Here is an 11,285-nt window from a genome sequence, read left to right on the forward strand (position 1 = left end):
CGCCGGGACCCGGTGCGGTGCTGTGGCTCAGTCCACCGGCGAGGGCGGTGGGGAGCCCAGGGCCGCCACCTCGTCCCAGAACCCGCCCGGCACCTCCGTGTCGACCAGCGCCGCCAACTCCTCCAGCCGCGTCACCGACGTCACTCCCACCACCGTTGAATGGACCCGCGGCTCGGCCATCGAGAAATGCAGCGCGGCGGCGGCCAGCGCGATGCCCCACCGCTCCGCCAGCTCCCGCAGCCGCTCCACGTACTGCCCGAACTCCGGCGAGATCGGCCGGTAGCCGTACCGGCCGGCGCGGCGCGGGGAGCCGGCCAGGATGCCGCCGCCGAACGGCGCGGCGTTGAAGACCGTCATGTTCCGCTCGGTAGCCAGGTCGAGGATGTCCTCCCCGCGCCGGTCCACCAGCGTGTAGCGGTTGTGGGTGAGGACCGCGTCGAACGCGTCCGTACGGATGTAGTCCTGCACCAGCGTGCCGCCCGCCGCCGCGATGCCGATCTCGCCGACCAGCCCCTGCTCGCGCAGCGACACCAGAGCCGGCACGGCCCCGCCGGGCGCCATCGCCTCCGCCAGCGTGATCGTGAACGGGTCGTGCAGGTGGTAGACCGGCAGCCGCTCGACGCCCAGCCGGGTGATCGTCTCCTCGAACGAGCGCATCACCCGGTCACCGTCGAACACCCCCGTCTCCGGGTCGCGGTCCGCCTTCGTGAAGATCGTCACCCCGGCGTCCTTGGCGCCCGCGAGCGCCTGCCCGATCAGCGTCTCGCTGCGGCCGCCCGCGTACTCGTTGGAGGTGTCGAGCTGGCGGAAGCGGCCGGAAATGAGCGCGTCCGCCAGCTTCTCGCCGCCCGGCTCGCGGCCGAGCGCCGACAGGCCGACGGTCACCGCCTCCAGGGGGCCTGACATTCCGGGTACGCGTCGCTCCTGCTGCTCTGGCACCGTGGCCTGCCTCTCCTTTTTCGCCTCTTCGTCACGATCATCCCATGGCATCCCGTGCCGGCCGGCTCAGAGGCGGAGCTGCTCTCTCATGCGCCGTCCTCCTGACCGGCGCCAACCGGGGGCCCGGCTCCCTCGCGGGACGATCGCCCGCCCGCCCGGGTACGTGTACTCGGCATCGGGGGAGTACGTCTGGGAGGTCGTCCGTGAACAGGCCGGCGCACTGGTTCTCCAATGCGCTGTTCCCGCAGGGCACGAACGAGCACGGCCCACTGCCGGCGCCGCTCATCATGCTGATGGTCTCGTCCGGCCTCGTCGACGCCATCACCTTCCTCGGCCTGAACCGCGTCTTCGTCGCCAACATGACCGGCAACGTGGTCTTCTCCGGCTTCGCGATCGCCGGCGAGCCCCGCTCCGCATGGCGGTGCCCGGCCTGGTGAACATCACGGTCGTCACGAGCATCGTCACCCGGCTGGTCTCACAGGCGCCCGCACAGGCGTGGCGGCGCCGGGCGTGCGCGGTCGCCGCCATGTTCGCCGCCATGTTCGCCGCCATGTTCGCCGCCATGTTCGCCGCCATGTTCGCCGCCATGTTCGCCGCCATGTTCGCCACCATGTTCGCCTGCGGGCTCGTGGGCGCCGCGCTCTACCTGGTCGCCGGCATGGCCGCACCACTGATGGCGGACCTCGTCCTGCTCGCCCTCATCGCCTACGTGGTCCGCGACGTCATCCCGGGCCCAGCCCGGCAGTAGACGGCGGGTCGTCGAAGCGGCGGGTGAGCAGTGCCTGTGCGTTCTTGAAGCCGGTCACCACGTCCGCGGCCGTGCGCTCCTGCCGCACCAGGCCCACCGCCTGGCCCGCGTAGACGTACGCGCCGTCGAAGTCGCCCTTCGCCCGCGCGGTCTCCAGCTCGGCCCGAGCGGCCTCGTCCACGGCGAGCTCCTCCTCCCGCCCCTCCCACCGGTCGAAGAACGCGTTCCGCAGCGCCCGCCCCCCGAACTCCGGCGGCCAGGCCAGCCGCTGCGCGACGTCGAAGACCCGGCCGTAGGCCGTGCCCGTCTCCTCCGTGGCCAGGACCCGCTCTCTCGCCGCCCCGGACAGCGTCGTCTCGGCGCAGCCCAGGAACGCCGTGCCCACCCAGCCGCCCTCCGCGCCCGCGGCCAGCACGGCGGCCAGCCCGCGGGCCGTCGCGATCCCACCCGCGGCCAGCACCGGGACGCTCACCGCGTCCAGCACGCTCTGCAGCAGCGGCAGCGTGGCCACCTCGTCCCTGCCGTGGCCGCCGCCCTCCCCGCCACGCGCCACGACCACGTCCACCCCGGCCCGTTCGGCCGCCAGCGCCTCCCAGGTAGTGCCCGCCTGGGTGGCCACGGCGATCCCGGCCGCGCGCAGCGGCTCCACATAACGCGCGAAGTCCCCGTAACTCACCGACACCAAGGCGGGACGCGCCTCCAGCACCGCGTCCAACTGCCCGGGCTGGTCCTCCAGCGCCCAGGCCATCAGCCCGATCCCGTACGGCCGGCCGCTCGCGGCGGCGACGGCGGCCTGCTCGGCGATCCAAGAGGCCGTCGCGGTCGCCGGCGCCCCGAACATGCCCAGCCCGCCCGCCGCCGACACGGCAGCGGCCAGCCGCCCGTCAGCCACTCCCGCCATCGGCGCCCCGACCAGCGGCACCTCCAGCCCGAACCGCTCGGTCAGCCAGGTACGCAACATCGGCCCCTCCCCCTCGCCCGCCGGCATCGCGCCAGCGTATCCCGTTCGGAGGCCCCGAGCGCGGGCCGGGATCAGAGGAGCCGAGCCATGCGATGCCCTCGTCCACGTATCGATCCGGCGCTCCCGAGCGCGGGCTGGGGCCGGAGATCGAGCGCCGCGCTGCCCTCGTGCACGTAGCCGAGCAGCGGGCGGGAGCGTCCGGCGTGTCGCTCGGCGGCATCGTCACCGCCCGCGCCCTTCCGGCCTGAGCCCTCGCTTGATCCCCGGACTGAGTCCCAAACGGGGACGGTCAGGTGGTGGGGATGGCGAGGCGGGTGGCGACCGTGGAGACCGCGTCCAGGATCCGGTCCACCTGCGCGCCGGTGTGGGCGGCCGTGACGCTCAGCCGGATCAGCGCCCTGCCCTCGGGCACCCCCGGCGGCAGCATGGCGTTGGCCAGCACCCCCTCCTCCAGCAGCCCCGACCAGAACCGGCAGCACGTCATGGCGTCGCCCACCCGCAGCGACACGGTCGGGGTGCCGCCCGGCGGGATGGCGAAACCGAGCGCGGCCAGCCCGGAACGCAGCCGTTCGGCCGAGGCCAGCACGGCCAGGCGGCGCTCCGGCTCCGTGCGGACCACGTCGAGCGCGGCCAGCGCCGACGCCGTGCAGGCCGGCGGCAGGGAGGCCGAGAACAGCGCGGCCCGCGCGCTGTGCCGCAGGTAGCCGATGACGTGCCCGGGCCCGGCGACCGCCCCGCCGAGCGTGCCGAAACACTTGGAGAACGTCAGCGTCTGCACGTCCACCGCCGACTGCAGCCCGAAGTGCTCGGCGACCCCTCGCCCGCCCGGCCCCAGCAGCCCGAGGTCGTGCGCGCTGTCGAGCACCACCCGCGCCCCGTGGCGCTCGGCGAGCTTCACGATGCCGGGCAGATCGCACAGATCGCCCCCGACCGAGAACATGCCCTCGGTGAGCACGAGCACCCCGGCCGCCGGATCGGCCTCCTCCAGCAGCTTCTCCAACTGGTCCAGGTCGTTGTGCCGGAAGCGGCGCAGCGGGGCCAGGCCCAGCCGGGCGGCGTCGATGAGCGAGGCGTGGATGTCGCGATCGGCGAGCAGGAGGTCACGCGGCCCGAACAACGCGCTGAGCGCGAGGTTGGCCTGATAGCCGGTGGAGACCACCATCGCCGCCTCATGACCGAGGAACGCGGCCAGCTCAGCCTCCAGCCGCTGGTGCAGGGCCAGCGTGCCGTTGAGCGCGCGCGAGCCCGAGTTGCCCGCGCCCAGCAGGCGCAGCGCCCGCACGCCCGCCTCCTTCAACCGGGGGTCGCCGGACAGCGCCAGGTAGTCGTTGGAGCCGGCCATCAGCACGCGACGGCCGCCCACCACGGCCTCCCCGCCGCCCGGCCGTTCCTCCACCGGCACGTAGAAGGGGTAGACGCCCGGCGCGATGAGCGCCTCGATCTCGTCGGGCAGCCGGCACTTGCTGAACGGGTCCGTCACGGCACTCACTTTCCGCCTTGTCCGGAGCGGTCCGGCGACTCGCTCCGCATCAGCGATCGTAGCTGACAGTGTCGAAGCGTAAGAGTAGAGTAACCGGCCAGGTCCGGGGGAAGCGCCTCGTGCTTCGCGGTGCCCAGGTCCGGGGGAGCGCTCCGTACCGTACGGTGCCCAGGCCCGCCGCCGCCCCGACCAATCCGATGCCCGACCAGCACCCGAGCGGCCACCGTCGAGAGCCGACAAGCCGATAGCCGACAAGCCGAGAGTCAACAAGGACGTGAGCATGACCGAGGAAGAGATCTTCCACCAGCTGCGCGCCATCTGCGCCAGGATCCTCTCGGTGGATCCGGCGCGCATCGCCCCCGACACCGACCTGCGTGAGGAACTGGACGCCGACAGCCTCGACATGGCCGAGCTGGCCGCGGCGAGCGAGGACCGCTTCAAGCTCGTCGTGGACCTCGACACCGCCAAGCAGGCCCGCACCCTGGCCGACGTGACCTCCCTGGTCCGCGCCGGGGCCCAGGCCGGCTGATGGCGGAACGGGTCCGCGTCGCCGTCACCGGCCTGGGCGTGCGCACACCGGGCGGCAACGATCTGCGGACGTTCTGGGACACCCTGATCGCCGGGCGCTCCACCGCGCGCACCATCACCTCCTTCGACGCCTCGTCCCTGCCGGTCGGCTTCGCCTGCCAGGTCCCCGGCTTCGACACCGCCCCCTACGTGACGGGCAAGCAGGCGCGCCGCATGGACCGGGCGACGCTGCTGGCCGTGTGCGCGGCCGACGACGCGCTCGCCGACGCCGGGCTGCTCGGCCCTGGCGGCATGAGCGGCCTGGCCGGCCTGGACGGCGCGTCGGTGCCGCCCGAGCGCCGGGCGGTCGTGACAGGCACCGCCCTCGGCGGTAACGAGACCGCCGAGACCACCCTGCTCGGCGCCGCCGCCGAGTACGCCGCGCCGCCCAGCTCGCAGCCCGCCGTACCACCTGCTGGGCCACCGAGCGGGCCGTCCGGGGCGCAGCCGAGCGCGCTCTACGTCCCGAGGATCATGCCGAACGCCTCCGCCGCGTTCGTCAGCATGCGTCACCAGATCCTCGGCCCCAGCCTGACCGTCTCCACCGCCTGCGCCTCAGGCGGCCACACGATCGGGGAGGGCCTGCGCCTGCTCCGCGACGGCTCGGCCGACCTGGTCGTGGCCGGGGGCACGGAGGCGTGCGTGTCGCCCACGATCCTGCTCGCCTTCCACCGCTGCGGCGCGCTCTCGCAGCGGGTGAACGAGCCGGAGTGCGCCTCGCGGCCGTTCGACATCGCCCGCGACGGGTTCGTGCTGGCCGAGGGCGCGGCGTTCGTCGTACTCGAACGGCTGGAGGACGCCGTGCGGCGAGGTGCCCGCGTCTATGCAGAACTGTCCGGGTACGGCCGCACCTCCGACGCCCACCACCTGACCACGCCCGACCCCAAGGGGGAGGGCGCCGAGCGGTGCGTCCGGCAGGCGCTGGCCGACGCGGGCTTGAGCACCGGCGACGTCGCCCACGTCAACGCCCACGGCAGCGGCACCCCGCTCAACGACATCACCGAGGCCCAGGTCATCGCCCGGCTGTGCGGGCCGGGTCAGGTGCCCGTCACCTCCACCAAGAGCATCCTCGGCCACGCGATCGGCGCGGCCGGGGCGATCGAGGCCGTGGTCAGCGTGCTCACGCTGCACGAACGCCTCATCCATCCCACGATCAACCTCGACGTCCAGGACCCCGAGTGCGAGATCGACGTGGTACGCCGGCCGCGCCCGCTCGGTCCGGGAGCCGTCGTGTCCAACTCGTTCGCCTTCGGGGGCCACAATGCGAGCCTCGTCTTCACCTCCGCACGCCCCTAGCGGGCCGGCCACGGCGGCCGAGCCCGTGCGGGGCCGCCGCGAGCTGCGGGAGTTCATCGAGCTCCCGTACCGGCTGCACGGCCGCGACCCGTCCTTCGTGCCGCCGCTGCGCGAAGACTGCCGGCGCCTGCTCGACCGCCGGCGCAACCCGTTCTTCGAGTACGGCGACGTCGAGCTGTTCACCGTGCGCAGGGGCGGGCGGGTGGCCGGGCGCGTGGCCGCCGTGCACAACCCGCGCCACAACGAGATCCGCGCCGCCCGCGACGGCTTCTTCGGGCAGTTCGCCTGCGCCGACGACCCGTCGGTGGCGCGCGAGCTGCTGGACGCGGCGGCGTCGTGGCTGCGGGCGCGCGGGCTGCGCACCATGCTGGGGCCCGTCGGGTTCACCACCAACGACGAGTGCGGGGTGTTGGTCGACGGGTTCGGCCGGCCGCCGAGCGTGATGATGCCGTACAACCCGGAGTACTACCCGCCGCTGCTGGAGTCCTGCGGGCTGACCAAGGCCAAGGACCTGTGGACGTGGGAGGAGACGGCCGGCGGGCTGCCGATGGAGCGGCTGCTGCGGGTCGCGCGGCTGGCCGAGCGGCGCCACCAGGTCACCGTGCGGCCCCTCGACCTGGGCGCCCGCTACGACGCCGACATGAGGGTGGTGCAGGAGGTCTTCGAGCGGGCCTGGCAGGGCAACTGGGGCTTCACGCCGATGACCGGCGCCGAGTTCGCCGACGTTACCCGGCGGCTGAAGGCGCACCTCGATCCCGCGATCGTCCAGCTCGCCGAGGTGGCCGGCGAACCCGCCGGGGTCGCCCTCGCCCTGCCCGACCTCAACCAGGCGCTGACCGCCGCGCGGGGCCGGCTGACCCGCTTCGGCCTGCCGATCGGGATGGTGCGCCTGGTCCGGGCGGTGCGCCGGATCGACCGGGTCAGGGGCGTGCTGTTCGGCGTCCTGCCGCACGCGCGCGGGCGCGGCGTCGAGACCGTGCTGTTCGCCAGGGGCCAGGAGGCCATCGCGGCGCGCGGTTACACCGGCGGCACGGAGTACGGGTGGACGCTGGAGGACAACCAGGCTGTCAACGGTTACCTGCGCAGGCTCGGATGTGCCCGCTCGAGGACGTACCGCATCTACGGCTGCGACCTGTGAGCAGCTCATATCTCCAGAGATATGAGTTCCTATAGGGGGGCCTATTAGACATATCACTACCGAAGCTCCTAGCGTTCGTCGGGTGACGGAGCGACGTACGATCTGCAGCGGATCGACCATCGGGGAACAGATCGGGCACGCCGGTGCCAACATGTCGGCGACCACGGACCTTCTGGTCAGAACCCTCCATACGAACGAGGAGTTCGGGCAGGCCGACGCGCTGTTCGGGCGGGTCTGGGGGTTCGAGCCGGACAGCAGGCCGATCACCGCCGGGTTGATGCGGGCGCTGACCCACGCGGGCAACTACGTCTCCGGCGCCTTCGACGGCGACCGCATGGTCGGGGCGTCGGTGGCCTTCTTCGGGCAGGACTCGACCCTGCACTCGCAGAACACGGGCGTCGAGGCGGGCCGCCGGGGCGTCGGCTTCGAGCTGAAGCGGCACCAGCGGCTGTGGGCACTGGAGCGCGGGATCTCCCGGATCACCTGGACCTACGACCCGCTGGTCCGCCGCAACGCCCACTTCAACCTGGCCAAGCTGGGCGCGCGGCCGGCGGAGTACCTGCCGGACTTCTACGGCGCGCTGGCCGACGCCGTCAACCACGGCGACGAGTCCGACCGGGTCCTGGCCACGTGGCCGCTGACCGATCCCCGGGTCGAGGCGGCGGTCCGGCGGGCGCCGCACCTGCCGGAAGTGCCCGAGGACGCGGTGCTCGGGCTGGCCGCCGACGGTGACCGCCCGGTCGTGGGCCGTACCGACGGGCGGGTGGTGCTGGTCGCGATCCCTGAGGACATCGCGCGGCTGCGCGGGCTGGACGCCGGCGCCGCCAAGGCGTGGCGGCACGCCGTACGGGACGTGCTGGGCGGCCTGATGGCGGAGGGCGCCACGGTGACCGGCTTCCACCGCAGGACCTGCTACGTGGTCGAGCGGAACTGAGACGACCACCAGGGGTTCGCCGGCCCAGGCGCGCCGCACTACGCTTCGCGCAAGATCACGATCTGGCTGGAGGTCGTCTTGCACCACCCTCTGCATCGAACGTTCCGCTTGCCCGCCACGTTCGTCGCGCTGGTCGAGTTCCTCATGGACGGGCTGGACCCGAAAGATCCGGACGTGTGGCGCTATGCGGAGTGGATCGACCGGGGTGGCGACCTTTTCTGCGGGGACATCGACCCGAGTCTCCTCGGCCAGCCGCCCGGCAGCGACGATCCGCAGGCTCTGTGCGGCGAACTGGCCTACCACTTTCAGCCGCTCGAAATCCTCCCCTTCTGCTGGAACGGTGATGACGCGCTGCACTACGGGTGGGCGGTGCTCGCTCCGAGTGTGGTGAACTGGGGCGGGCCTGGGCGAGGGCGGAAGTCTCCTGCCGAGGACGCGCGCTGAGCGGCGGTGTGCCGTGCCCTCGACCTGCGCCCCGACCTCGGCTCCTCGCAGATCACGGCAGGGGCCCGCTCGGAGCGGGCGATCCGTCCGGCGGTCCCTCGGGGATGGCGGTACGAGCCGACCGGCGACGGCATCGGCGTGCTCGCCGGCGCGGCGGCGTTCGCGCCCGGCACCGTACGGGCGGACCGCCCGTGGGACCCCGATGAGTACGGGCCGCTGGCTCAGCGATTCCTCGCCGACGGCTATCCAGGTTCGGCACTGTGCGTGCTCAAGTCGCTCACGAGTTATGATCGCGCGGCCGTACGCCTGATGGGCGAGGCATATCGGCAGCTCGGACGAGAGCTTCATGCCGAACGTGCCGAATTGTGGCTACGCCTGCACCCATCGGACTGACCACCGCGCCGTCGGCTCCCTCCCGCGGTCTGTCGGCCTCCGGCCACCATCCTGCTCCGTGGTCGAGCGGAACTGAGCGGGACGATCAGCGGGGAAGTTCGCGGCGGGCGGCCTCCAGGAAGCGGGCGACCAGGGGGTTGGGGTCGTCGCGGCGCCAGGCGACCGCGACGGTGGTGCGGGTGTCGTTCGGGCTGATCCGGCGGTACGCGACGCCGTTCAGGCGGATCCGGCGGATGCTCGCCGGGGCGAGCGAGACGCCCAGGCCGGCCTCGACGAGCGCGCAGACCGTCTGCCACTCGACGGCCTGCTGGCCGAGGCGGGGCTCGAAACCCGCGCTGTGGCACAGGCCGAGGATCCGGTCGTGGAACATCGGCCCGGCACCGCGCGGCAGCAGCACGAACGGCTCGTCGGCGAGGGCCTCGACCGGGACGACGCGCCGGGCCGCGAGGGGATGGGCGGCCGGCAGGACCGCGATGAACTCCTCGGCCAGGATCGCCTCGGCGGCCAGGCCCGGCTCGTCCGGCGGCTCGCGCAGCAGCCCGACGTCGATCGCGTGCTCGTGCAGCGCGGTCACCTGCGGCGCCGTGGTCATCTCGCGGATCTCCATCCGCACCAGGGGATACCGATCACGGTAGGCGCGCAACAATCGCGGCAGGACGGTCAGCGCGAGCGAGGCGGCGAAGCCGATCCGGATGAGACCGGCCTCGCCGCTGCCCGCCCGCCTGGCCGTGTCCAGACCGGCGGCGACCTCGTCGAGCGCGCGCCGGGCGGCGGGCAGGAGCTGCTGACCGGCCGCCGTGAGGGCGACCGCGCCGGGTCCACGGGTGAACAGCGGGTGCCCGACCTTCGCCTCCAGCCGGCGGATCTGCTGGCTGAGCGGCGGTTGCGCGATGCCCAGCCGCTCGGCAGCGCGGCCGAAGTGGAGTTCCTCGGAGAGGACCGCGAAAGCGTGCAACTGCTGGAGATTGAGTTCAGGGCGGTCCATAGCTTCAGAGATATCAGATGATTCGGGGAAGCGTCTTGGACATATCACTGCTGGTTGTCTACCTTGTGGCTTCATGACAGAACGACGCGCGATCTTGAGTGGGTCCACCTTCGAAGAGGAGATCGGCTACGCCCGGGCGGTGATCGACGGTGACTGGGCGCACGTGTCCGGGACGACCGGCTTCGACTACGCGACCATGACGATCTCCGACGACGTGGTCGAGCAGGCCGAGCAGGCGTTGCGCAACGTCGAGACGGCGCTGGCCGAGGCGGGCTGCTCGTTCGCCGACGTGGTCCGGGTCAGATACCTGCTGCCCGACCGTGAGGACTTCCCGCCGTGCTGGCCGGTCCTGCGCCGCCGTTTCGGCGACGTCCGCCCGGCCGCGACGATGCTCGTGTGCGGCCTGGCCGACGCCCGGATGAAGTTCGAGATCGAGGTGTACGCACGACGGCCCGCGTGAGGCGGCTACCGGTGCGCGTCGTGCAGGACGCGTGACCGTGCCGCCTGGGCCGGCCGCCGGGCCGCGTACCGTTCGATGACGAAGTGGACCGTCAGCGCCACCGCCAGCCCGGCGGCCACGTCGGAGAGGTAGTGGTACCAGTCGTACACGACGGCCGCCGTCAGACCGGCGGTCAGCGCTCCCAGCGCGAGGCGGGCGCGGGCGGAGATGTGCCGCCGCAGGCACAGCAGCGTGATCCACGCGCCCGCCACGTGCGGCGAGGGGAAGCACGCGCCCGGCGGGTCGAACGTGGCCATGATCTGGTTCTGCAGCGACGTGATCAGGTAGCCGGACGGCCGGTACGCCGCGGCGAGCTCGGGCGTGGCCAGCACCGGGCCGGCCAGCGGGACCGCGATGAACCCGAGATAGCAGATCAGCAGCGTCGTCATCGCGGCGAACAGGTAACGCTCGGCCAGGAGCTCCCGGCCGCGGACGTAGAGGACGATCGGGAGCAGGAAGCAGCCGTAGTAGGAGAAGTAGCAGAGCGTCAGCAGCTCGGTCAGCGGCGGGCTGCCGGCGGAGACCGCGGCCACGTTCGGCGAGCCCCCGAACAGCGCCCGCTCCCAGGCGAGCACCACGTCGTCGACGAAGCGGCCGTGCAGCACGAGGACCGTCTCGGCGGCGGCGGAGTAGACGAACGGGAGCACCAGCAGCGGAGCGGCGAACCGGAGGATGGCGACCGGCCTGTTGCCTGGCCGCCGGCGGGCGCTGGTGGCCAGGGCGAGCAGGAGCAGCGCGGCGAGTGCGTATCCGGCGAGTAGCAGCGGCCAGTCGGCCAGGCGGTTCCGGCCCACGGCCACAATTGCCGCCATAATTCCGAAATAGCCCAGCATTAGCTTTTCAACCGGTCGAAATTCGACCATAACCTGCGACCCCCGCGCTGTCCCGCCGTCGTTTCGCG

The 11,285-nt window shown here is 72.7% G+C and carries 15 protein-coding genes; 10 read left to right on the forward strand and 5 right to left on the reverse strand.

The window, feature by feature from the left end; genetic code table 11:
• Positions 1–27 precede the first annotated feature (27 nt).
• Positions 28–939 (reverse strand): aldo/keto reductase, encoded by a 912-nt coding sequence (locus tag AB0C28_RS31980; RefSeq protein WP_358079708.1) that lies wholly within the window; start codon positions 937–939, stop codon positions 28–30.
• A gap of 203 nt (positions 940–1,142) precedes the next feature.
• Between AB0C28_RS31980 and AB0C28_RS31985 the strand changes: the two genes are divergently transcribed.
• Complete coding sequence (locus AB0C28_RS31985) at positions 1,143–1,376, forward strand: DUF1275 family protein (protein WP_358079710.1); 234 nt, start codon at positions 1,143–1,145, stop codon at positions 1,374–1,376.
• Positions 1,355–1,687, forward strand: coding sequence for a hypothetical protein (locus tag AB0C28_RS31990; RefSeq protein WP_358079712.1), 333 nt, complete (start codon positions 1,355–1,357; stop codon positions 1,685–1,687). Before AB0C28_RS31985 ends, AB0C28_RS31990 begins: the two co-directional genes overlap by 22 nt.
• On the opposite strand, the gene AB0C28_RS31995 is transcribed toward AB0C28_RS31990, so the two are convergent.
• Positions 1,662–2,675, reverse strand: a complete 1,014-nt coding sequence (locus AB0C28_RS31995) for a nitronate monooxygenase (RefSeq protein WP_358079714.1) — start codon at positions 2,673–2,675, stop codon at positions 1,662–1,664. The genes AB0C28_RS31990 and AB0C28_RS31995 overlap by 26 nt on opposite strands.
• A gap of 65 nt (positions 2,676–2,740) precedes the next feature.
• Between AB0C28_RS31995 and AB0C28_RS32000 the strand changes: the two genes are divergently transcribed.
• Complete coding sequence (locus AB0C28_RS32000) at positions 2,741–2,896, forward strand: hypothetical protein (RefSeq protein WP_358079716.1); 156 nt, start codon at positions 2,741–2,743, stop codon at positions 2,894–2,896.
• A 41-nt stretch (positions 2,897–2,937) separates the two neighbouring features.
• On the opposite strand, the gene AB0C28_RS32005 is transcribed toward AB0C28_RS32000, so the two are convergent.
• Positions 2,938–4,128: a pyridoxal phosphate-dependent aminotransferase family protein gene (locus tag AB0C28_RS32005; RefSeq protein ID WP_357859024.1), complete on the reverse strand. Its 1,191-nt coding sequence runs from the start codon at positions 4,126–4,128 to the stop codon at positions 2,938–2,940.
• 280 nt (positions 4,129–4,408) lie between these two features.
• On the opposite strand from AB0C28_RS32005, the gene AB0C28_RS32010 reads away from it, so the two are divergent.
• The 6 genes from AB0C28_RS32010 (at position 4,409) to AB0C28_RS32035 (ending at position 8,900) form a co-directional block, all read left to right on the forward strand.
• A complete protein-coding gene (locus AB0C28_RS32010) occupies positions 4,409–4,657 on the forward strand; it encodes a phosphopantetheine-binding protein (RefSeq protein WP_346112972.1) in 249 nt (82 codons plus the stop codon).
• Positions 4,657–5,991 (forward strand): beta-ketoacyl-[acyl-carrier-protein] synthase family protein, encoded by a 1,335-nt coding sequence (locus AB0C28_RS32015; RefSeq protein ID WP_358079718.1) that lies wholly within the window; start codon positions 4,657–4,659, stop codon positions 5,989–5,991. The genes AB0C28_RS32010 and AB0C28_RS32015 overlap by 1 nt, the downstream gene beginning before the upstream one ends.
• 25 nt (positions 5,992–6,016) lie before the next feature.
• Positions 6,017–7,129 (forward strand): hypothetical protein, encoded by a 1,113-nt coding sequence (locus AB0C28_RS32020; protein WP_358079720.1) that lies wholly within the window; start codon positions 6,017–6,019, stop codon positions 7,127–7,129.
• A gap of 82 nt (positions 7,130–7,211) precedes the next feature.
• Complete coding sequence (locus tag AB0C28_RS32025) at positions 7,212–8,063, forward strand: GNAT family N-acetyltransferase (RefSeq protein WP_358079722.1); 852 nt, start codon at positions 7,212–7,214, stop codon at positions 8,061–8,063.
• A gap of 108 nt (positions 8,064–8,171) precedes the next feature.
• The gene (locus AB0C28_RS32030; protein ID WP_358079724.1) at positions 8,172–8,507 is read left to right on the forward strand and encodes a hypothetical protein; all 336 of its coding nucleotides are present in this window, start codon (positions 8,172–8,174) and stop codon (positions 8,505–8,507) included.
• Between the two features lie 6 nt (positions 8,508–8,513).
• Positions 8,514–8,900 (forward strand): hypothetical protein, encoded by a 387-nt coding sequence (locus AB0C28_RS32035; protein ID WP_358079726.1) that lies wholly within the window; start codon positions 8,514–8,516, stop codon positions 8,898–8,900.
• A gap of 85 nt (positions 8,901–8,985) precedes the next feature.
• On the opposite strand, the gene AB0C28_RS32040 is transcribed toward AB0C28_RS32035, so the two are convergent.
• Entirely contained in the window at positions 8,986–9,885 is a 900-nt protein-coding gene (locus AB0C28_RS32040) for a LysR family transcriptional regulator (protein ID WP_358079728.1), read from the reverse strand.
• Between the two features lie 73 nt (positions 9,886–9,958).
• Here AB0C28_RS32040 and AB0C28_RS32045 point away from each other — a divergent pair, with 73 nt between their 5' ends.
• On the forward strand, positions 9,959–10,345 hold the full coding sequence (locus AB0C28_RS32045; protein ID WP_357859044.1) for a RidA family protein: 387 nt from the start codon (positions 9,959–9,961) through the stop codon (positions 10,343–10,345).
• Positions 10,346–10,350: 5 nt separating this feature from the next.
• On the opposite strand, the gene AB0C28_RS32050 is transcribed toward AB0C28_RS32045, so the two are convergent.
• Positions 10,351–11,196 carry a phosphatase PAP2 family protein gene (locus tag AB0C28_RS32050; protein ID WP_357859047.1) on the reverse strand — a complete coding sequence of 282 codons (846 nt, stop codon included), beginning with the start codon at positions 11,194–11,196 and terminating at the stop codon, positions 10,351–10,353.
• Between the last annotated feature and the right edge of the window lie 89 nt (positions 11,197–11,285).

Origin of the sequence: Nonomuraea sp. NPDC048892 (genome assembly GCF_040649735.1) — a bacterium.
GTDB classification, from domain to species: Bacteria; Actinomycetota; Actinomycetes; order Streptosporangiales; family Streptosporangiaceae; genus Nonomuraea; species Nonomuraea maheshkhaliensis.